21 protein-coding genes are annotated in these 19469 nt (G+C 65.0%); 5 read left to right on the forward strand and 16 right to left on the reverse strand.

The annotated features are described in order from the left end of the window. Positions 1 to 2: 2 nt before the first annotated feature. Genes PCO31110_RS24380 through PCO31110_RS24400 form a run of 5 tightly spaced genes read right to left on the reverse strand, consistent with a single transcriptional unit; the run spans position 3 to position 3287 of the window. The gene (locus PCO31110_RS24380; RefSeq protein ID WP_010804476.1) at positions 3 to 818 is read right to left on the reverse strand and encodes a flagellar biosynthetic protein FliR; all 816 of its coding nucleotides are present in this window, start codon (positions 816 to 818) and stop codon (positions 3 to 5) included. 38 nt (positions 819 to 856) lie between these two features. After that, complete coding sequence (locus PCO31110_RS24385) at positions 857 to 1129, reverse strand: flagellar biosynthetic protein FliQ (RefSeq protein ID WP_010804475.1); 273 nt, start codon at positions 1127 to 1129, stop codon at positions 857 to 859. 10 nt (positions 1130 to 1139) lie between these two features. Next, positions 1140 to 1928 carry a flagellar type III secretion system pore protein FliP gene (locus PCO31110_RS24390; protein WP_370855854.1) on the reverse strand — a complete coding sequence of 263 codons (789 nt, stop codon included), beginning with the start codon at positions 1926 to 1928 and terminating at the stop codon, positions 1140 to 1142. Positions 1929 to 1957: 29 nt separating this feature from the next. After that, positions 1958 to 2422 carry a FliM/FliN family flagellar motor switch protein gene (locus PCO31110_RS24395; protein WP_246189969.1) on the reverse strand — a complete coding sequence of 155 codons (465 nt, stop codon included), beginning with the start codon at positions 2420 to 2422 and terminating at the stop codon, positions 1958 to 1960. 7 nt (positions 2423 to 2429) lie between these two features. After that, positions 2430 to 3287, reverse strand: coding sequence for a hypothetical protein (locus PCO31110_RS24400; RefSeq protein WP_150691655.1), 858 nt, complete (start codon positions 3285 to 3287; stop codon positions 2430 to 2432). A 214-nt stretch (positions 3288 to 3501) separates the two neighbouring features. Between PCO31110_RS24400 and fliE the strand changes: the two genes are divergently transcribed. Continuing rightward, positions 3502 to 3834 (forward strand): flagellar hook-basal body complex protein FliE, encoded by a 333-nt coding sequence (gene fliE / locus PCO31110_RS24405; protein WP_150691656.1) that lies wholly within the window; start codon positions 3502 to 3504, stop codon positions 3832 to 3834. 73 nt (positions 3835 to 3907) lie between these two features. On the opposite strand, the gene PCO31110_RS24410 is transcribed toward fliE, so the two are convergent. The 6 genes from PCO31110_RS24410 to PCO31110_RS24435 all read right to left on the reverse strand — a co-directional run bounded on the left by PCO31110_RS24410 (position 3908) and on the right by PCO31110_RS24435 (position 10549). Beyond that, positions 3908 to 5566, reverse strand: a complete 1659-nt coding sequence (locus PCO31110_RS24410) for an ABC transporter permease (RefSeq protein WP_036661414.1) — start codon at positions 5564 to 5566, stop codon at positions 3908 to 3910. A gap of 2 nt (positions 5567 to 5568) precedes the next feature. Beyond that, positions 5569 to 6507 carry an ABC transporter substrate-binding protein gene (locus tag PCO31110_RS24415; RefSeq protein ID WP_246189970.1) on the reverse strand — a complete coding sequence of 313 codons (939 nt, stop codon included), beginning with the start codon at positions 6505 to 6507 and terminating at the stop codon, positions 5569 to 5571. Positions 6508 to 6546: 39 nt separating this feature from the next. After that, positions 6547 to 7242, reverse strand: a complete 696-nt coding sequence (locus PCO31110_RS24420) for an ABC transporter ATP-binding protein (protein WP_010804468.1) — start codon at positions 7240 to 7242, stop codon at positions 6547 to 6549. Further along, on the reverse strand, positions 7242 to 8372 hold the full coding sequence (locus tag PCO31110_RS24425; protein ID WP_010804467.1) for a porin: 1131 nt from the start codon (positions 8370 to 8372) through the stop codon (positions 7242 to 7244). Before PCO31110_RS24425 ends, PCO31110_RS24420 begins: the two co-directional genes overlap by 1 nt. Positions 8373 to 8539: 167 nt before the next feature. Further along, positions 8540 to 9841, reverse strand: coding sequence for an ATP-binding protein (locus tag PCO31110_RS24430; protein ID WP_010804466.1), 1302 nt, complete (start codon positions 9839 to 9841; stop codon positions 8540 to 8542). Positions 9842 to 9844: 3 nt separating this feature from the next. After that, a complete protein-coding gene (locus tag PCO31110_RS24435; protein ID WP_010804465.1) occupies positions 9845 to 10549 on the reverse strand; it encodes a response regulator in 705 nt (234 codons plus the stop codon). Positions 10550 to 10801: 252 nt separating this feature from the next. Here PCO31110_RS24435 and PCO31110_RS24440 point away from each other — a divergent pair, with 252 nt between their 5' ends. Together PCO31110_RS24440 and PCO31110_RS24445 are read left to right on the forward strand one after the other, a co-directional pair. After that, positions 10802 to 11677, forward strand: coding sequence for a MipA/OmpV family protein (locus tag PCO31110_RS24440; protein WP_174979766.1), 876 nt, complete (start codon positions 10802 to 10804; stop codon positions 11675 to 11677). Positions 11678 to 11717: 40 nt separating this feature from the next. Continuing rightward, positions 11718 to 12824 carry an SDR family oxidoreductase gene (locus PCO31110_RS24445; RefSeq protein ID WP_010804463.1) on the forward strand — a complete coding sequence of 369 codons (1107 nt, stop codon included), beginning with the start codon at positions 11718 to 11720 and terminating at the stop codon, positions 12822 to 12824. 84 nt (positions 12825 to 12908) lie between these two features. Here the strand turns inward: PCO31110_RS24445 and PCO31110_RS24450 are convergent, their stop codons facing one another. Genes PCO31110_RS24450 through PCO31110_RS24460 form a run of 3 tightly spaced genes read right to left on the reverse strand, consistent with a single transcriptional unit; the run spans position 12909 to position 15689 of the window. Then, the gene (locus PCO31110_RS24450; protein ID WP_010804462.1) at positions 12909 to 13817 is read right to left on the reverse strand and encodes a LysR family transcriptional regulator; all 909 of its coding nucleotides are present in this window, start codon (positions 13815 to 13817) and stop codon (positions 12909 to 12911) included. Positions 13818 to 13862: 45 nt separating this feature from the next. After that, positions 13863 to 14858: a carbohydrate kinase family protein gene (locus tag PCO31110_RS24455; protein WP_246189971.1), complete on the reverse strand. Its 996-nt coding sequence runs from the start codon at positions 14856 to 14858 to the stop codon at positions 13863 to 13865. A gap of 48 nt (positions 14859 to 14906) precedes the next feature. Then, positions 14907 to 15689 carry a sulfite exporter TauE/SafE family protein gene (locus PCO31110_RS24460; RefSeq protein WP_150691659.1) on the reverse strand — a complete coding sequence of 261 codons (783 nt, stop codon included), beginning with the start codon at positions 15687 to 15689 and terminating at the stop codon, positions 14907 to 14909. Between the two features lie 143 nt (positions 15690 to 15832). Here PCO31110_RS24460 and PCO31110_RS24465 point away from each other — a divergent pair, with 143 nt between their 5' ends. Then, entirely contained in the window at positions 15833 to 16762 is a 930-nt protein-coding gene (locus PCO31110_RS24465) for a LysR family transcriptional regulator (protein ID WP_010804459.1), read from the forward strand. Positions 16763 to 16978: 216 nt separating this feature from the next. Next, positions 16979 to 18391: a methyl-accepting chemotaxis protein gene (locus tag PCO31110_RS24470; protein ID WP_010804458.1), complete on the forward strand. Its 1413-nt coding sequence runs from the start codon at positions 16979 to 16981 to the stop codon at positions 18389 to 18391. Between the two features lie 97 nt (positions 18392 to 18488). On the opposite strand, the gene PCO31110_RS24475 is transcribed toward PCO31110_RS24470, so the two are convergent. Together PCO31110_RS24475 and PCO31110_RS24480 are read right to left on the reverse strand one after the other, a co-directional pair. Further along, entirely contained in the window at positions 18489 to 18803 is a 315-nt protein-coding gene (locus tag PCO31110_RS24475) for a hypothetical protein (protein ID WP_010804457.1), read from the reverse strand. Positions 18804 to 19260: 457 nt separating this feature from the next. Next, complete coding sequence (locus PCO31110_RS24480; protein ID WP_010804456.1) at positions 19261 to 19467, reverse strand: CsbD family protein; 207 nt, start codon at positions 19465 to 19467, stop codon at positions 19261 to 19263. Positions 19468 to 19469 lie beyond the last annotated feature (2 nt).

The raw sequence follows: 19469 nt of genomic DNA on the forward strand, positions 1-19469 counted from the left end.
GCTCACCCCGGTCGTGCGACGGGGCCGAGCGAGTCGAGTACGCGCTCGGTCAACGTCAGGTAATGGGCGGGCAGGGCCGGCACGATCGCAGAGAGCACGACCAGCCCGACGAGCGTCGTGACGGCGAAGCCCAGCGAAAACAGATTCAGGGCCGGCGCGGCGCGATTGAGCAACCCGAGACCGAATTGCACGATGAAGGTCGTCAGCACGACGGGCAACGCCAGCGTCATCGCAGCAGCCAGCGTCCAGCCGAGGGCGCGCAACAGTCCGCTCAGATCGGCGAGCGGCAGGCCGGCGCCGATGGGCCACACCTCGAAGCTGCGAGCGACGACGGATACCGCGATCAGGTGGGCATCGGCGATGAAGAAGAGCAACGTGCCGAGGCAGACCATCAGCAGCGACACCGGTTCGCTGGCCTCGCCGTTCATCGGATCGTTCATGGCCGCCATGGCTAATCCCATCTGCGACGCGCAGAGATACCCCACGAGCGTGAGCAGACTGCGCACGATGAAGAACGCCAGACCGAGGCACGCGCCGATGATCGCTTGTTCGGCGGCGAGCGCAATGCCCGCGAGCGAGAACGGATCGGTCGGCGGCACACCGGTCTGGGCGAACACCGGCCACAGCGCCAGGCTGAGCACCAGCGACATGAGCACACGCCAGCGCATCGGCACCACGCCTTCGCCAACGAGCGGCAGCATGCTCAGTGCCGCAACGAAGCGGCAGAACGGCCACCACAGCATCACGAGCTGTGCGGGCCACTGGGCGAGCCAGCCTTCGAGGCCGGGGAACGCGGTAAAGGGCAGGGGAAACGGCATGATCGTTCGTCCGGCTGCGGGCGTCGGGGCGCGCAGCGCTAACCGGCCAGTGAAGCCGCGCGGGCGAAGGTTTCGGCGGCGAAATCGGTGAGCGTGCCGGCGAGCCACGGCGCGGCAAACCCGAGCGTGAGCAGCGTGACGATCAGGCGAGGCAGGAACGACAGTGTCTGTTCGTTGATCTGCGTGGCCGCCTGAAATAACGCCACCACCAGTCCCATGACGAGGCTCGGGACGATCAACACGAGCACGATGACGATCACGAGCCGCAGGGCGTCGAGTCCGATGTCGATGGCAATATCGCTGGTGAGCATGACGTTCTCCTCAAACTGCCTGCACGCTGGTGACGAGCGTGCTGACGGTGAGCGTCCAGCCGTCGATGAGCACGAACAGCAAGAGCTTGAGCGGCAGGGAGACGACCAGCGGCGAGAGCATCATCATGCCCATTGCCATGAGCACCGAGGCCACCACCAGATCGATGACGAGAAACGGCACGAAGAGCATGGCGCCGACTTGAAACGCTGTTTTGAGTTCGCTTAACAGGAAGGCCGACGCCTTGACCAGAAAGCTGTGGGCCTGCGGCTCGGCAATGTCAGTCTCACCGGTCAGGCGGGCCATCAGGTCGAGCGACGACTGACGGGTTTGCGCGAGCATGAAGCGCGAGAGCGGTGCCTCGCCGGCACGGATCGCTTCGGTCAGCGTGATCCGGTTTTCGTCGTAAGGCACCACGGCTTGAGTCCAGATTGCCTCGCCGACCGGGCGCATGACAAGCAGGCTGAGCAGTAGCGCCATGCCGGTCAGCACGCGCGCGGGGAGCCCCTGCTGAAGCCCCAGCGCCTGACGCAGCAGCGCAAGAATGATGGCGAAACGCACGAACGTGGTCATCACCATCAGCATCATGGGCAGCAGGCCCAGCAGCGTCATGAGAATGAGCAACTGCGTCTTGACGGTGAAGTCGGTGGTGCCGCCCTGCGAGCGCAGGCGCATCAGGTCGCCCGTCTCATCGGCGCGGGCACCGGTGGCGAACAGGGCGAACCCGATCGCCAGAATCGCGAGAATGAAGGTCTCCGAGGCGCCCAGCGGGAAGCCGCGCGCCCTGAGCGGGCGCAGCACCCGCTGACGCACGACCTGTAGGGCGGCGTTCATCGGGCTAGCCGGTCCAGCTCGATTGCGTCGAGCGTGAGGATCTTCAGCCCGTACTGCGCGCCCGAGGCGACGACTTCCGCGAGTCCTACCGGTACGCCATTGACCAGCACCGCAAGCGGCGCACCCGCTGCGCGATCAAGGCTCAGGACGTCGTCGGCGCGCAGGGCCGCCAGCTCACCCAGCGTGAGGCGGGTCGCCCCGACCTCAAGTGTGAGTTTCACAGGCACGCGGCGCAGTGTCTCGCGCATGGCGAGCGGCACCTGTGCCGGACTGCCGGCTTGCGACAGGGGCGGCGTCGACGTTGATGGCGCACCTGCGTCGCCGAGCCAGTCGCCCGAAAGGTCTTGAGAGAGATCGTCCAGGGAAGGCAGATCGTCGATGTGCGCGTCCGGGCGTAGGTCGCTCGCATCGGCGGCGCCGGAGACCAGACCGGAGGGATCGTGAGGGAATTGGGTAGACATGGGAACCTTACTCAAGAGTTTGGAAGTGCGTGAGACACAGATGCGCATCGCGCTCGATGATGTCGGCGCTCATCAGCGGGTCGTTGTCCACGCAAACGAGGGCGCGCTGCACGAAGCGCACGGGCAACACGTCGCCCGGCTGTGCGTCGAGCAACGCGCCGAGCGACAGGTCGATGTCAAGCCAATGTGCGCTCAGACGCACCGGAATCGTGGCGATGTCGCATGCCGGCCGGGTGTGTTGTGCTGCGCGTTCGCTTGCATCGGGGCCCAGCATCGTGAGCCACCGGCGGGCGTCTTCGGCCGCGAGCCGGAATGTGACGGTGCCCAGTGGCGTGTCGCCGGCGCGATCCGCAATGCGCGCACCGATCCATAGGGACGGGGGCGTCGATCGGGGATCGAGGTCCATCGTCTCGACATCCGACGGCACCTGTGCCATCTCGGAGGAGACCGCCTGGCGCAGCGCATCGAGCATTTGCCTCGCAAAGCGTGTGACAAAGCGCTCGTACGTTGCCGCCGGCAGCGTGGCATGCAAGGCTGGCGGGCCGACGAATTCATCCGCGTCGTAGCGCAACCGGAACGCGTCGCGCAACAGGCCGGCGTCGAGCGTCACGTCGATACAATGCCCGTCGACGCGAAAGCGTTGCACGATGACGTCGGCGGTAGCCGGGGCGCTGGCACTCACCGACATGGCGGCGACGCGCCACGCCATAGCATGGCGATGACGGACGTGCTGCGGTAATTGAACATCGAGGCGTGAGCGCAGCCGCTCGGTCAGAGGATCGAGGAGCTGCGTCGGCTGTCCGAGCCGGCACGGATCGAGTGCCCGGATCGCGCCGGGCGGCGTAGGCGCGTGCATAGTGTTCATTTGGTTGATAGACGGTTCGCAGCGCTTCAGCGCGCAGGGGAGTTCGCATCCTAAAGGCGTCGCTCGTCCTTGTTGATGGGGAAAGACTCAACCGCGCGCGCTTTAGGGGATTGCCCAATCACGGTGGCGTCGGGTGTGCGTAGAGTGCGGAGTCTAGTCAGTGCCGCTGCGCATCGCGCGGGGGCACACGTTTAAACGCCTCACGGAGATTCGAATGCCCGTCTCGATGGAACAGTCGCTGATGACTGAAATGCGTCGCATGCAAGCGGCACAACGCGAACTGGATATGGCCGCTGGCGTGCGCGAGGCGGCGCCTGCACTGGCGGGGGCCTCGGGCAAGCCCGATTTCGGTGCGATGCTGCGGGGGGTGGACGCCGCCCAACGCGACGCGGGCGACCGGATGAAGGCGGTCGATCTGGGCCATAGCGACGATCTGACCGGCGCGATGCTGGCGAGCACTCAGGCCGACCTGTCGTTTTCCATGCTGATGCGAACGCGCGACAAGGTAGTAGGGGCGGTGGAAGAGTTGGTGCGCATGTCGTTCTGAGTCGCACGCACTGTGTGGCGAGCGTGGCGTGAGGGTCGCACCCGGCCTCCACGCCGGGCGCGACCCGATGGCTTCAGCCGTTCGCTGGTTTTGCGTTGAGCTTCGATGCGAGCGCGAGCAACGTGCCGCTTACCGTCATCGACACGACACCCATCGCCATCCCCTGCCCGATGGAGCCTTGCTCGAACTGACGCCATACGAAGATCGAGACCGTCTGAACCCCGCTGGGGGCCAGCAGCAACGATGTCACCAACTCGCGCGACGCGATAGCGAACACGATCATCAGCGACGCGCCGAGCGCAGGCATGACCAGTGGCAACGTGATGCGCCGCAGCGCCACACCGGCCGGTGCGCCGTGCACGCGGGCGGCCGCTTCGAGCGAGGCGGCCGTCTGACGCAAGGCGGCGCTGGTGTAACGCACCGGGTAAGGCAGCAGCAGGCAGCTATACGACAGCAGCAGAATGCCCCATGTGTTGTAAGGCGTCACCGGCCAGAACGGCAGGTTCCAGGCAAGGATCAACCCCACGCCGACAACGATGCCCGGCAGTGCATGCGGCAGCAGCGAGAGCCCGTCGATCAGCACACGGGCGCGCATCGTCGACTTCACGACGCACCACGCACACAGGAACCCCAATACCCCGGTCACGAGCGACGTGCCCAGCGCCAGCGACAGACTCGTCGCCAGCGCTTCGACGCCCTCTGCGCCCTGACCCAGCAGCGCCGCGAAGTGCGCGGTCGTCAGGTTGGCGAGCGACAAGCCGCCCGAGAGCGTGCCCGAGAACGCCGTGGCCAGAATCGAGAACAGTGGCGCGACCGTGGCGAGCAGCGCAACCAGACCGAACCCGAACAGCACCGGCACCCGCCCACGCCCCAACGCACGCGGCGGCGAGGCGATCGGCTTGCCCGTTTGCGTCTCGAAGTCCTTGCCCGCCGCGAGCCGGTGCTGCAACACGAAGGCGAACAGCGCGATGACTGCCAGCACGACCGACAGGATCGACGCGCCCGGCAGATCGATGGGCCAGTCGGCGAAGCGCCCCTCGATGGACGTTACCAGCACAGAGAAGCCTGCACGCGCTCCCAATGCGGCGGGCGCACCGAATTCCTCGATGGCCATTGTGAAGGCCAACAGCAGACTGGCCGCGAACGCGGGCAGCGCGAGCGGCAACGTCACACGGGCGAACGCCCGCCATGCCGATGCGCCGTGTACCCGAGCGACGTCGGCCAGACGCGACCCCGTCGTGGCCAGTGCGCGCGAGACGGCGAAGTACACGACCGGGAAGATGTTGAGCGTCATCACGAAGACGAGGCCCGGCAGCGAGAACAGGAACTGTCCGGCATCCAGCCCGGTAAGCTGCTGGGCATACCCCCCCGTTTGCAGCAGCAGCATCCAGCCGAGTGCCGCGAGATACGGCGGCACGAGAAACGGCAGCAGGAAGCACAGATCCCAGAGCCGGGCGCCCGGTACATGAAACAGGCCGCGCACCGCCCCCAGCGCGCCGCCGACCAGTGCCGTGCCCAACGCCACCGAGAGTCCCAACCGCAAGGTGTTGGTCAGCAACGGCAAAGTGTTGTCATGCGACAGCGTGGGCCAGACGGCGGAGAAGGGCTTGGCGAACGAGCCTTGCGCGAGGTGCGGAAAGACCGCCTGCAACAGCACGAACGCAACCGGCAACGCCACCACGACGGCGAGGGCTGCAACCGTCGCCGCGGGGAGTAGTCGGAACGATTTCACCGTCAGTGCTGGCCGTTGAGTTTGGCGAAACGTGCCAGGACATCGGCGCGCGAAGCGCTCGACGATTGCGCGTCACCCTGCGGCAGCAGGCGCAGATCCTTGAACGAGGCGCGCTTGATCGCGATGTCCTCGCGCGCGGGAATCAGCCACGCCTCGGCAACCATCTGCTGACCTTCTTCCGAGAGCACATAGTCGATGAACTGACGCGCTTCGCTCTGCTGCTTCGACGTGTTCAGGATCATCATCGGACGCGGTGCGATGACCGTGCCGCTCGTCGGAAAGATGACCTTCACCGCTTCGCCGTTCGCCGCCGCCGCGTAGGCAACGTAATCGACCGCGCCGAACACGGCAGCCTTCGCACCTTGCAGCACCGGGTTGAGCGCCTGCGCGTTCGGGCCGGAGACGACCATGCCGTTGTGCTTGAGATCCTCGAAGAGCTTCCAGGCTTCGCCGCCCAGACGCGCTTGCAGACCCAGCAACAGATCGGCCGATGCGCCCGACAGCGCCGGGTCCGGCATCGTCACGAGATTGCGGTAGGCCGGCTTGGTCAGATCGCGCCAGTCACGCGGTTCGGGCGTGCCCGACTTGGCGTTCCAGACGATGCCAAGCGCCGAGAGGCCCTGGGCGACGTAGTGCGGCGTCTTGAACGGAGCGGGCACGCGTGCGGCGTTAGCGCTCTGGTAGGGCGCGAGCCAGCCGCGTTTCTCGAGATCCTGCGCGGTGTCCCACGAGGCGGAGATGAGAACATCGGCACGCGGGTTGGCCTGTTCGGCCTCGATCCGCGCCATCACCTTGCCGGTGGTGGCTTGAAACACATCGACTTTGATGCCGGTTTTCTTCTCGAAACCTGTAGCGAGCTTCTTGCTGAGGTTGCCGGGGCCGGCGGTATAGACGGTCAGCGCATGCGCGTGTTGTACGCCGACGCTTGCAGCAAAGGCCATGGTGAGTGTCGCGATAATTTTGCGGTGAAACATTATGGGCTACCTCGTAATACGTTTGTCAACGCGCCCGTGGGCGAGGATCACGATCTGGTCCGCCAGCGCCTCGGCTTCGTCGCGGTCGTGTGTGACGTAGACGGCGGTGGTGCCAAGACGCGAGAGCAGCGCCCCGATATCGGCGCACAAACGTGTGCGCAGATCGCGGTCGAGGTTGGATAGGGGTTCGTCGAACAGCAACAGGCGCGGGGCCGAGACGATGGCGCGCGCGAGCGCAACGCGTTGTTGCTGCCCGCCCGAGAGCGCCTGCGGTCTGCGCGGGCCCAGCCCGGCCAGACCGACGAGCGAAAGCGCCTCTTCCACACGGTCGCTGCGCTCGGCGCGTTTAACTCCGCGCATCTCGAGCGGGAACGCCACGTTGGCGGCCACGCTCATGTGCGGCCACAGCGCGTAGTCCTGAAACACCATGCCGAGCGAGCGCCGCTCGGGGGCGTGGCAAATGCTGTCGCTGGCGACGACCGTATCGTCGAAACGGATTTCGCCCCCGGTGGGGGCGAGCAGGCCGGCGAGCAACTTGAGCAGGGTGCTCTTGCCGCAGCCCGAGGGGCCGAGCAGGGCAGTCGTGGTGCCGGCCGGGACATCGAGGTCGATGCCCTCGAGTACGCGCGTTGCACCAAACGTCTGGTGCAGCGCGCGCAGCGACACGGACACGCCTTGCGAAGCGCGAGTGTCGCTCGTCATCAGAACGTGTGCTTGATACCGGCCATCGTACCGAACTGGTTCTTGCCGGCGACCACGTTGTTGCCGAAACCGTTCAGACCGAGGTCGGACCCGTTGCGGTTCACGACGTAGCCGAGATTGACGTAGACGTCGGTGCGCTTCGAGAAGTTGTAGTCGGCGCTGACCTGGAACGACAACGGGTCGCGGTTCGTTCCGTAGAAGTCCTGATACATGGCCGTGGCCGACAGGTCGAGCGCCGGCATGGCGTGCCACGTCGTACCCAGCCAGTAGTAACTCGACGCTTCCACCGGGCTCTTGTTCAGGGCCGAGAGATGGATCGCCTTGGCGTTCAGGTAGCGATAACCCACGTACAGATCGACGCTTTGCAGCGAGTACTGCACGGCGGCGGCGATACGGCGATCGATGTTGCCTTCATAGCCGCCGACCTTCGGGGTCATGGCCGCTTTGGGCAGCGTCGAGCCGCCGTTCTTCTGATCGTAAGCGAGCACGAACGATAGCGGGCCGTTGGCATAGCGCACACCGGCGTCGACGACTTGCGCCCGGCGGTTGTCGCCCGGCGTGGCGCTGCCGAAGCTCACGTCGTCGTAACCCTTCGAGTACTGGACCATGGCGTCGAACGCGCCGAGCTTGGCCGTATAGCGAAGGCTATTGTCCAGACGGTCGGAGAACGCCGTGTCCTGCATCTTGATGGCGTACACGGCGTTGTTGAGCGGGTTGAATTTGCTCACCCAGTCGAGGAACACGCCGCCCTGACGGCCGATCGTGACGGTGCCGAGCGAGCTGTTCGACAGGCCGACGTAGGCCAGACGACCGAACTCGCGGCCGCCCTGGAGCGACTGGCCGTTGCCGAGGTTGAAGCCGTTCTCGATCAGGAACAGGGCCTTGTTGCCACCGCCGAGGTCTTCGGTGCCCTTGATGCCCCAGCGCGAACCGGCGAGGTTGCCCGAGGTGATGCGTGTCAGGTTGACGGTGTTGCCGGCGGCGTTCTTGTCGGCGTTGGTGAGGAATTCGACGCCCGAGTCGATCAGCCCGTAGAGCTGAACGTTAGACTGGGCCAGCGCGGGCATGGGCAGGCTGCTGGCGAACGCCAGACAGCACCCCGCCGCCGCAATGCGGAAGTTGGGTTTCATGACAAGGTCCTCTTTGGGATTAGATTGAGCCGCCAATGTAGGCGGTCAACATGTCGTGAACATGACAATTCATCGTTATCCGAAAGGACGCTGCAATGAAAACGGCCGGCGAATGGTTCGCCGGCCGCAAGGTTTGGGATCGAGGTATGCCCGGAGGGGGCTCGATGTCAGCCTGTGGATGTGCCCGGGAGCGTGATGGTGAATCGCGCGCCGCCCAGCGGCGACGTGTCGACGCCAACGTGGCCGCCATGCAGCAGCGCGATGCGTCGCACGATGGCGAGCCCCAGACCGAAGCCACCCGTCGCGCGGTTGCGACTGCTGTCGAGCCTGTGGAAGGGCTCGAAGATGCGGGCGCGCTCAGCTACGGGCACGCCCTCGCCGTCGTCGTCGACGTAGATGATGACGCCGCCGCCTTCGCAGGTCTTCGCGCCGCAAACGATGCGCCGCGATGTATGACGCATCGCATTGTTGAGCAGGTTCTGTACCGCGCGCGCGAGCAGCTTGGGTTCGACTTCGACGCAATCCGCACCGGGTTCGGCGGCAATGTCGAGCGCAATCGAACGCGCCGCCAGCACTTCGGTGCAATTCGCCGCGAGACTGTCGAACATCAGGCGTAGCGAGACGGCGTGACGCGTGGGCGGCACCGTGATCTGGTCCAGCCGCGCGAGAGAGAGCAGTTCGGTGACCAGTTCGTCGAGTTCGCGGATGTCGCCTTTGAGCGCGTTGATGCGCTCGCGGGCGTCGCCGTCATGGCGGCGCTGCTGAAGAATTTCCAGCCCGAAATCGAGGCGTGCGATCGGTGTGCGCAATTCATGCGACACCGCGTTGATCATGTCTTTCTGTGCCTTGACGGAACGATCGATACGCTCGGCCATGGTGTTGAAGACGTGGACGAGCGAGCCGAGATTCGAGAAGCGCGACACTTTCGCCCGCGAGTTGAAGTCACCTTCCCCGAAGCGGATCGCGGCGCGATTGAGCGACTGCAAATCGCTCCAATACCATCGAACCCAGGTCAGCACGGCCATCAGCAGGAGCAGCGCGAGCAACGCGTAGGCAAGATAGTTGGTCTGCTTCATATTCAGGTCGGTGCCGCTCTTGTAGGAGAGCACCCAGTCGGAGTCGCGCAATCGAAGCGCGATGTGATCGCCCTGGGTATCGTTCACGACCGGCAGGCCGGCTTCGAGTTGCGGCCGCACATACTCGCGTGCGAGCTTGAAGCCCTTGAGCGGCACGATCTCCATCTTGTCTTTGCCCTTGCTCTCGAATTCGGCAATGAACTCCGGCCACTTCGACTCGGGAATCTGCGAGAGAGACTTGTTGATGATCCACACGTACGAGCCCAACTGCGTTTGCGCGGAGCGGTTCATGAGGTCGTAGAACAGATAAACGAAGGTGTTCTGGATCAGCAGAATCGCGACCACAAGCGAGATGCCGGCCAGCAGGTACACCTTCAAAAGTACGCGAAACATGGCTCAGCTCTCCCAGGCAGACGGGCTGAACAGATAGCCGCGTCCCCAGACGGTTTTAATGCGTTGCGGCTCACCGTCGGTGTCCTCGAAGCGTTTGCGCAACCGGTAGATGCCTACGTCGACCGTGCGGTCGATGCCGTCGAATTCAATGCCGCGCAACTGTTGCAGGATCTCGTCGCGCGTGACCACACGCCCGGCGCTGCGCGCCAGAATCAGCAGCAGGCTGAATTCGTTGGACTTCAATTCCACGGGTACGCCGCGCCAGAACACCATGCGATCGCGCGGCACGATGCGCAACAGCCCGAACGCCAGCCCGTCGTCGCTCGCGACTTCCACCTCGGCGCTCGGCACGGCACGCCGTAACAGCGCCCGCAACCGGGCGAGCAACAGCCGCGGCTCAACCGGCTTCACGACGTAATCGTCGGCGCCGACCTCCAGACCGGCCACCTGATCGTAAGTGTCTTCACGCGCCGTGAGGATGAGGATCGGTGTGGTACTCACCGCGCGCATCTGGCGGCAGATTTCCATGCCATCCATGCCGGGCAGCATCAGATCGAGCACCACGATATCCGGTGAAAACGCGCGAAAGCGCTCCAAAGCGCGCGCCCCATTGGCAACGACCATGACTTCGAAGCGATAGGCATGCAGATATTCCGTGACAAGCGCGGCCAGCCGCGCATCGTCTTCGACAAGCAAGACACGGTACATGGCCGTATTCCTTTCGTGTTGTGCCGTGCCGCACACGCTCGGCGGCACTCCCGTGATGTGCATTCTACTGCCCCGGAGCCCCGCCGGGCGGGCGTTTCAAACCTGCGAACAAATGAAAACATTTGTTCACAACTCTCCTAAATCAGGTAACAGCCAGGGAGTCGCTTCACGCCTACCATGCGCTCACCTTGCGATCCGTGCGCAGATCGCAATTTCCCAACGCCAGAAACGCATCGAACTTGTAGGAGTGCCATGAAAGGTCGCTATCCCAGTCACACCCGCCGCAATCGCCATCTCCCCCGTCTTGCGGCAAGCGCCGTGGGGCTGCTGCTGGCGGGCGTTGCGTCGCAGGCCTTTTCGGTCGAACCCGCGCGATACAGCGGCATTCAGCCTGACCAGAGCCTGCCGACGCAGGCACAGGAAAGCGGCTACGAATTCACGATTGGCGGCGGTGTGGGCTACTCCCCTCGCTACATGGGCAGCGACGAGTATCGCGCCACGCCGGCCCTCAACCTTGCGCTGCAAACGCCTTACGGCGTGTTCGTGGGGCTGGGCGGCATCGGCTATCGACTCTCGCTGCCGGCGGGCTTCTTCGTGTCTGCGGCGCTCTCGTATGACGGCGGGCGCAAGGACAGAGCCAAGGGGGGCGACGCCGGCTCGGACAAGCTGCGCGGCATGGGCGACATCAAGGGTTCGGTCTTCACCACGCTGCAAGCCGGTTATGCGATTGGCGATCTGGCCGTCGTGAGCGTGGCGACGGATGTCCCGCTGACCCATCGCGATCGCGGCAATGTCTACCGCTTTGCCGTGGACAGCGTGCTTTTCAAGTCGCCCACGGACTCGGTCGGTGTCGGGGCCACGGCGCACTTTGCCAGCGGCAAGTATGCGCAGACCTATTTCGGCGTGAGCGCGAACCAGAGCCTCAATTCGGGCTATCGCCAGCACGCGGTGGGCGGCGGGCTTTACGGCGTGAGCCTCACGGCGAACTGGACACACAAATTCACGAAGCACTGGAGCACCACGGTAGCCGGCGGCGTCATGCGCTACACGGGCAACGCGTCGAAGAGTCCCATCGTATTCAACAAGACCAACTATCAGGTCGCCGCAACGCTCGACTACACGTTCTGACGAACACGTCGCGGTTCCGTTTTTCTGCGAGGCCAAAGCCATGCGAATTCTCGTCACCGGCAGTACCGGTTTTGTGGGCGGCGCCGTTGTCGCCCAGCTTCTCAATGACGGATTCGGTCCGTCGCTGTTGCTTCTCGTGCGCGCGCGCACCCGCAGCGATGGTCTGGCGCGCGTGCGCGCCGCGATGGATCGTTTTCGCGTTGCAGCCGTGCATCGGCTCGCGCTCGGCGAAGCGAACATTGTGTGCGGCGACCTTGCACAGCCGGTCTCGTTCGAAGACGACCCGCGCATGCGCAGCGTCACGCATGTCGTTCACGCCGGGGCGATTGCGTCCTTTTCAGCGCACCCGCAACTCGACGCCGTCAACGTCACCGGCACCCTGGCGCTTGCCCGTGCGGTCGCGGCGTCGCCGGTGCTCGAGCGCTTTGTGCATGTCGGCACCGCCATGGCGTGTGGCGATTCGCTCTCGGGGCTGGTTCGAGAGTCGCACGATCTGGCGCTCGCGGATCATCAGGTCGTGCCCTACACCGCATCGAAGGCCGAAGCCGAGCGTCGCCTGCGCCGTGCGTGGCCGAGCCTGCCGCTGGTGATTGCTCGGCCCTCCGTCGTCGTGGGCCATACGCGCCTCGGGTGTGAGCCGTCCGGCAGCATTTTCTGGATGTTCCGCATGGTGCAGTTGCTCGGTGCATTCACCTGCGGTCTCGACGACCGGCTCGACGTGGTGCCTGTCGATTTCTGCGCCAACGCGCTGATCGATCTCGCATTCCTGCCGCATTTGCGTCACGACCTGTATCACGTCTCGGCCGGCGAGGGCAGCACGCGCACGATTCGCCAGATCGAAGCGGCGCTGGCGAGGGCGCGCGGCGTGGCGCCCCTGGGCGAGCGTTTCCGGCACATCGGCGACGCCGAGATTGCGCGCTTGACGCCTGCGTTGGCCCGTCAACTGGGGCATGGAAACAGCCGTCTGATGGCGAAGGCGCTGCGTCGATATGGCGCGTTTGCGGCGCTCGATTACGTGTTCGACAACCGTCGTCTGCTGTCCGAAGGGACGCGTCCCCCGACGCCCGTCACCGATTATCTGGAGGTATGCGTGCGCTCGTCGGAAGCGACGTCGGTGGCCGAGCAAATGGCTTGGGATTTCAAATAAGGCCGTAGGAGACGGTCTGACGCGCCGGTCCGGCGGGCGATGCGACGAGTGCCGTGCAGCGTACGATGGGGTCGCTGTCGCGTGTCACCGCAGCGCGGCCGGACCGGGAGCGTCCCCCGCAAAGCACTGAGCGAGAAAGCGCTCCGTGGGACGCGACAGGGCATCGGCGTGCGGCACGAGCGCAGTGAGCAAACGCTTGAGACCGTGCGGCGGATCAATGCGTACCGAAGCGAGGGCGGCATCTTCATGTCGCATCGACATCGCCGAGACGAAGCCCACCCCCATGCCCGCCCGTACCGCCTCCTTGATACTCTCCACCCCCGCCAATTCCAGCGCCACGCGCGGTGTGAGCCCGGCCACCGAGAACGCGCGGGCCACCAGCGCCCGCACCCCCGAACCCGGTTCGCGAAGGATCAGCGGATATTCGGCGATGGCCTGTAACGACGCCCCTTCGGGTTGTTGCGCCAGCGGATGATCGACGCGCGCAATCGCAACGACTTCGTCGTCGCGCCACGGGCGCACCGCAATCTCCGGCGACAAGCCCGGCGGCACCGCACCCTCGATGAAGGCCACGTCGAGACGGTCGAGCTGCGCCACGATTTCGCTGGTGTTGCCGTCGACGATGTGCAGGGCCACGGCGGGGTAGCGTTGATGGAATTCCGCGATCACGTAGGGCAGCAGGTAACTGGCCGGCGTCGTGCTCGCGCCGATGCGCAATGCCCCCGTTTCCATGCCGCGCAGGCTGTCACGCAACGCGAGCGCCTGACGGTAGTCTTGCCGTAATTTGTTGGCGTACACCGCGACCTGCTCACCCACGGCCGTCAGCCGGATACCGCGTCCGTCGCGCCGATACAGCGGCTCGCCAAACGATTCCTGCAACAGCCGCAATTGTCCGGAGACTGCGGGCTGCGACAGATGCAACGCCTGCGCCGCGTGGCTGATGTTGCCCAGTTCGGCGACCGTCGCGAAGGTCAGCAATTGGTCCGGCGTCATGTCGAATTCATCGGCTATGGTGATGATTGGCTTTCATCATAGCCATTATTTGGATGATTGACTCGACGACGTGTCGCGAACGCGTTGCGCGGCGATGAGGGCTTCTACCGCCTGCCAATCTGGCGCATGGGCGCCTGTGCGCGTGCAGGCGAGGGCTGCGGCGGCGGCCGCGCGGCGCAAGTGACGGCCAAGCGGCGCGTTGGGTTCGCGCGACAGACTGGCCAGCCAGCCGCCGATGGTGGCGTCGCCCGCGCCCACGGTGTCTGCCACGTCGACAGGGTATGCCGGTTGGACGAGCGCTGTGCCGTCGGGCAGAAGCAATCGCATGCCGCGTTCGCCATCCGTCAGCAATATCGATGCCTGCGGTGCAATACGACGGACTTCCGCCAACGCATCGTCATCCGGACGACCGGGGTAAAGTCCGCGCAGGTCTTCCATCGAGAGCTTGAGCCACGTCGCGAGCTTTGCCATCTGCGTGAATGTGGCGAGGTATCCGGGGCCCATCAGATTGCGCAGGTTGGGATCGAAGCTGATGGCGGTACCTCGCGCATGCAACTGCGCGGCCAGCGACACGAGCGTGCCCGCCAATGGCTCCCGCACAAGGCTGATGCAGCCGAAATGCGCGACGTGAGCGGCGTCTTGCCAGCCGGACGGCAGCGCGCCGGGATCGAAGGCGAGATCGGCGGCGCCCTCGCCAAGAAAGAAGTACGCGGGCGGATCGTGACGGTGCACGACGGCCACGAGCGGCGGCGCATCGACCGGCTGCAAGTATCGGTCGTCCAATCCGGCAGCGCGGGAGAGCGCGAGCAGTTCGGTGCCGAACGGCGCATGAGTGCTGATCGCGCCGCCGTATCCGGTTGCCACGCCCATCGCGGCGCTCACGCGCGCGACATTCCAGCACGCACCCCCCGCACGACTCACCCACTGGCGAGCGTCGCCGCCGGGTTGACGAATCAGATCGGTGAGGGCTTCGCCGAAGACGAGCAAGGCGGGCAGCGACATGAGATGAGGGCCGTGTGTGATGAGCAAGGCCGTCAGCATACCCGCTGCCTGCGTGCTTCGGGCGTCCGGCGAATCGACGCGCCAGTGCTATTGGCTGCGTATCAGGAGCGCGACGCCCGCCGCCAGCACAGCGAGATTCACTGCCTTCACGAACTGTTGGCGCGAGAGCCGCAGCGTAATGTGCTTGCCAATCCACATGCCGGCGATCATCGCCGGTATCAGCGATGCCGCCGTCACAAGCATCGACAGGTTGGCGTAGACGCCGGCAAACAGGAAGAGTGCTGCGCGTGCCAGGGTACTGAAGCCGATGAGCGTCGCCTGCGTCACCCGCATGGCTTCCACACGGTCGAGACGACTCGTCAGATAGATCGCGAAGAGAAAGCCGCCGCTGCCGAACATCGCGCCGAACATGCCGCCTAACGCACCGAACGGCACCGCCCACGCCTGCGATAGACGCGATTTTGCGCGCGGCCCGAACAGCGAGAACACGGCATAGCAGCAGATGAACCACGCCAACGAACGTAACAGAACCTCGGGCCGCAATGTCAGCAGGAGCACCGCGCCCGCGAGACTCCCGGCGATAATCGCGGGCACGAGGCGGCGTAGTTCGTCGACGTCTGCCGCGCGCGCGTTGCGCACGACGTTGCCCGATGCCGCACCGAAGTCGAGCAAGGCGAGCATTGGGATGATCTGGGCAACGGGCATCGCATAGGCCAGCGCGGGGCTCGCGACGAGCGCAGTGCCGAAGCCCGCAATGCCGAAGATGACATAGGCCACAACGAGCGCGGCGCTCATCAGCAACCAGTGACCCGGTGTGGGAAGTGCGGCGACAAGGGTGTCGAACAGGGGCCGGGAGAACGTCGAAAGCATGGCGCGGACGAAATGACGAAATGAGATGAGAGAGGCGCAGCCTGACGAAGCAAGCAGGGTGTGCGCAGGTTTTCCGTCAGCATAGGGCCGCGTGTCGGGGCGGCGCCAATATAGAATGTGGCGATATTCGATCTCGAAACGGCATGATCATGGTGTCGCTGCGGCAGTTACGGTATTTCCTCGAAGTGGTCGACGCCGGTGGATTTAGTGCGGCGGCCGAACGGTTGTTCGTCGCGCAATCGGCGCTGAGCCGCCAGATCTCGGAACTCGAACGGGAATTGCAGGCGGTGTTGCTCGAGCGCTCGTCAAAAGGTGTGACGCTCACGCCTGCCGGCCGCACGTTTCTGAACGAGGCGCGGCGTGTACTGACCGAACTCGAAGGCTCGGTGGCGCTTACGCGCAGCGTGGCGCGCGGCGAGCAGGGCACCGTACGGCTGGCGCACTCGAGTTCGGTGCCGTTCGCCGGGGCATTGCCCGCCGCGCTGTATGCACATCTTCAGGCCAATCCCGGCGTGAGCGTCGACGTCTCGACACTGTCCTCCGAACAGCAGCAGGACGACATCGAGGCCGGCCGTATCGATCTGGGGCTGGTGCGGCTGCCGGTACTGCGCCCGGCGGCTTCGCTCGTGTGCGAAATCATTTCGCAGGAGCGTTTGCTGCTGCTCGTGCCGCCGGGCCACGCGCTCGCACACCAGGCGTCGGTGAGTGTGGCGGCGCTGGCCGCCGAGCCGTTTGTCTCGCTGCCGCACCGGGAGCGTGGCGGATTGAGCTACCGTGTTGCGCAGTTGTGCCAGCAGCACGGCTTCTTCCCGAAGGCCGCCGTGGCGACGTCGCGAAAGGCGACGCTGGTCAATCTGGTCGCGGCGGGATTCGGTGTGGCCATCGTGCCGCAAAGTCTCGCTGCCATGGCCGGGCCGGGCGTGCGCCGCGTGGCGCTCGACGACGCGAACGCCGACAGCGAAATCGCGTTGCTGCATCGCCGCGACGCGGGGGGGCTGGTCGTGGCCGTGGGCGAGGCGATGCGTGCCGCGATAGGCGCTGCGGCGTCTCCCGGCCTGCCTGCCGGGCAGTAAGTCCTGCGTAAGCCGTGCATGAGAGGGTGGCTTCACAAAGTCGGAAGTGCGGGGCCGCGACAAGCGACGAAACCCTCAAGTCGGCCGTTTTTTCTCCCGTTATAATTTTCGACACATCAGCGTGTGGCGCGAACGTCTTTCCGGCGTTTTTGGCAGTTCCGGCGGATGTCGTGCCCTCGTCATAACAAGCAGATCAGCGATGCGAGGAGACTGACGATGGGGCTATTCACGCGCACAAGGGGAGCGGCGCAGACCGTCGATATCATGAACGAGGTGGCCGCCAACGCCGGCACCCTCGGCATTGAATTGTGCGACGTCGCCGGTAACGTCGACGAAATCGCCGTTCGAATCAAGCGTCAGGCCGAAGTGTTTCAGGCGCTTCGCCGCGCCGCGACAGACACCAGCGCAGGCAACCAACGCATCGCCAGCGCCGCGCGTGAGGCGCGCGATGTGGCCGATCGTGCAAGCGCGGAAATCTCGGCGTCACGCAACACGGCAGACGCGTCGCTTGCCTCCATCCACGGCCTCGTGGAAGGCGTATCCGGCATGGCCGGCGAAATCACAGGGCTACGCGAAGCGCTCGACCATGTGGGGAAGGTAGCGGAGGGCATTTCGGTCATCGCCCGCCAAACCAATCTGCTGGCGCTCAATGCGGCGATCGAAGCGGCTCGTGCGGGGGTGGCCGGGCGCAGCTTCGCCGTCGTTGCCTCGGAAGTCAAATTGCTCGCCAGCAAGACGGCGGAGGCGACCCAGCAGATCGAGCGCACGCTCGCCGCGTTGGGGGAGCGCACCGAGCGTCTGATGCGCGAGAGCAACGCCAACGTCGCCCGCGCCAACGATGCCCGCGAAGGCACCCGCGCCATTGCGAGTGTGATCGAGACGGCCGGGACGGCGCTCGACACGTTCGATCGTCAAGCCGGGCAGATTGCCGAGGTCAGCGAAGCCATCGAAAACGAGTGCACGACACTCGCTGCGCACGTCGACGAAATGGCCGACGGGGTATCGCATTCGGCGGAACACGTCGAAAGTGCGCGCGAGCGCATCAATGGGCTGCTGTCCGTCTCGGAGCATCTGATCGGGCTGATTGCCGAAGCCGACGTCGAAACGCAGGACACGCCGTTCATTCGCGCCGTGCGCCGGGCGGCCAAGCAGGTGGGGGAGAGTTTCGAGGCGGCGCTGGCCAAGGGCAAGATCAGCGAGCAGGAGCTGTTCGACCGTCGCTACGAGCCGATTCCGGGATCGAACCCGCCGCAGTTGATGGCGCGCTTCACACGTTTTACCGACGAGACGCTGCCAGCCATTCAGGAGCCCTTGCTCGGACTCAACGAGCGCATCACCTTCTGCGCCGTTGTTGACGAGAACGGCTATCTGCCGACGCACAACCGCAAGTTCTCACAGTCGCCGACCAACGATCCTGTCTGGAACGCCGCCCACTGTCGTAACCGCCGTCTCTTCAACGATCGCACGGGGGCTGCGGCGGGACGCAACACTAAACCGCTGCTCCTGCAAACCTATCGGCGCGACATGGGGGGCGGGGAGTTTGTGGTGATGAAAGACGCGTCGGCACCCATCTATGTGAACGGACGTCACTGGGGCGGCTTCCGGATTGGCTACCGGGTTGAGCGCTAAGCACACATCACCGTTCGTCCCCTGAAAGCGAACGCGCCACCGACCTCGCAGTCGGCGGCGCGTTGTACGTTCGGCGGCCGGTCATGCCGGCCGTCGATCAATAGCCATACCAGCGGCCGTGGCGCCAGTAACCGTGGCCGTAGTAGGGACGGCCGTAGTAGGGGCGACCGTAATAGGCCGGCGGCGGCGCACCATAGTAGACCGGCGCAGGCGCGACATAGACGGGGGGCGGCGCGTAATAGACCGGCGGAGGCGGCGCCACGTATACCGGGGCCGGGGCATACACCGGGCCGGGGACGACCAGAGGTATGCCAATGCCGATACCGACCGAGACGTGAGCCTGCGCCGTTCCGATCGCACCCGCGGCGAGCGCGATACCGGCGATGGCAAGGGCGGCAAACTTGGTTTTCATGATATTTCTCCTGCGGACTTGGCAGCGTACTGATGACAGCGCCCGAACGGCACCATGCCGTTCGACGCGCCTGGTGCCCGCCGACACCCTGGTTCGTCACATTTCCCTGACTTAACTCTACTGAAGTTCCGAAACGCAGGCGTGGCGCAATTGTTGCAAAGTATGCGCATTGACACGGCATGGGGAACGTTCGGGCGTAGAAAAGCAGCCGTCGAACGTGTGAGTTAGGCGCCTATTCTATTCAGAATCAATGGTTTGCGCTCGTTCCGACTGGCGCGCCAGAAGGTGGCGGCCGCAAGCAGGCGCGCCGCCTCGGGCGACACTTGTTACATTCATTTACAAGGGGCGGGCGGCGTGTGGCGCAAAAACAGCGGCAGATGCCGCGTTCGCGACATGATGTCGTCCGAGGTGCGAGGAAGAAGGGAGGCCGCCTCCCGGTGGGCATGGCGACACTTGCTTACCAGAGCTTGTGCCGGTTGTTCCAGGTGTCGACCTCGCGCTCGGCATCGGCCTTCGCCTTGCCATAACGCTCCTGAATCGCGCCCACGAACTTGTCGCGGTTTCCCTCGATCTTGAGCAGATCGTCGTCGGTCAGGTTGCCCCACTGCTTCTTGGCTTCGCCCTTCAGTTGACTCCACTTGCCCTTGATCAGATCCGAGTTCATGG

Origin of the sequence: Pandoraea communis (assembly GCF_902459745.1) — a bacterium.
GTDB lineage: Bacteria > Pseudomonadota > Gammaproteobacteria > Burkholderiales > Burkholderiaceae > Pandoraea > Pandoraea communis.

What these genes read in the sequence shown, in the direction of transcription:
- PCO31110_RS24460 (WP_150691659.1), bottom strand. Translation starts at nt 15,689, where the DNA reads ATGCTTTCGACGTTCTCCCGGCCCCTGTTCGACACCCTTGTCGCCGCA.
- PCO31110_RS24470 (WP_010804458.1), top strand. Translation starts at nt 16,979, where the DNA reads ATGGGGCTATTCACGCGCACAAGGGGAGCGGCGCAGACCGTCGATATC.
- PCO31110_RS24445 (WP_010804463.1), top strand. Translation starts at nt 11,718, where the DNA reads ATGCGAATTCTCGTCACCGGCAGTACCGGTTTTGTGGGCGGCGCCGTT.
- PCO31110_RS24430 (WP_010804466.1), bottom strand. Translation starts at nt 9,841, where the DNA reads ATGTTTCGCGTACTTTTGAAGGTGTACCTGCTGGCCGGCATCTCGCTT.
- PCO31110_RS24380 (WP_010804476.1), bottom strand. Translation starts at nt 818, where the DNA reads ATGCCGTTTCCCCTGCCCTTTACCGCGTTCCCCGGCCTCGAAGGCTGG.
- PCO31110_RS24400 (WP_150691655.1), bottom strand. Translation starts at nt 3,287, where the DNA reads ATGAACACTATGCACGCGCCTACGCCGCCCGGCGCGATCCGGGCACTC.
- PCO31110_RS24420 (WP_010804468.1), bottom strand. Translation starts at nt 7,242, where the DNA reads ATGACGAGCGACACTCGCGCTTCGCAAGGCGTGTCCGTGTCGCTGCGC.
- PCO31110_RS24480 (WP_010804456.1), bottom strand. Translation starts at nt 19,467, where the DNA reads ATGAACTCGGATCTGATCAAGGGCAAGTGGAGTCAACTGAAGGGCGAA.
- PCO31110_RS24415 (WP_246189970.1), bottom strand. Translation starts at nt 6,507, where the DNA reads ATGGCCTTTGCTGCAAGCGTCGGCGTACAACACGCGCATGCGCTGACC.
- PCO31110_RS24435 (WP_010804465.1), bottom strand. Translation starts at nt 10,549, where the DNA reads ATGTACCGTGTCTTGCTTGTCGAAGACGATGCGCGGCTGGCCGCGCTT.
- PCO31110_RS24450 (WP_010804462.1), bottom strand. Translation starts at nt 13,817, where the DNA reads ATGACGCCGGACCAATTGCTGACCTTCGCGACGGTCGCCGAACTGGGC.
- PCO31110_RS24425 (WP_010804467.1), bottom strand. Translation starts at nt 8,372, where the DNA reads ATGAAACCCAACTTCCGCATTGCGGCGGCGGGGTGCTGTCTGGCGTTC.
- fliE (WP_150691656.1), top strand. Translation starts at nt 3,502, where the DNA reads ATGCCCGTCTCGATGGAACAGTCGCTGATGACTGAAATGCGTCGCATG.
- PCO31110_RS24440 (WP_174979766.1), top strand. Translation starts at nt 10,802, where the DNA reads ATGAAAGGTCGCTATCCCAGTCACACCCGCCGCAATCGCCATCTCCCC.
- PCO31110_RS24385 (WP_010804475.1), bottom strand. Translation starts at nt 1,129, where the DNA reads ATGCTCACCAGCGATATTGCCATCGACATCGGACTCGACGCCCTGCGG.
- PCO31110_RS24455 (WP_246189971.1), bottom strand. Translation starts at nt 14,858, where the DNA reads ATGCTGACGGCCTTGCTCATCACACACGGCCCTCATCTCATGTCGCTG.
- PCO31110_RS24475 (WP_010804457.1), bottom strand. Translation starts at nt 18,803, where the DNA reads ATGAAAACCAAGTTTGCCGCCCTTGCCATCGCCGGTATCGCGCTCGCC.
- PCO31110_RS24465 (WP_010804459.1), top strand. Translation starts at nt 15,833, where the DNA reads ATGATCATGGTGTCGCTGCGGCAGTTACGGTATTTCCTCGAAGTGGTC.
- PCO31110_RS24395 (WP_246189969.1), bottom strand. Translation starts at nt 2,422, where the DNA reads ATGTCTACCCAATTCCCTCACGATCCCTCCGGTCTGGTCTCCGGCGCC.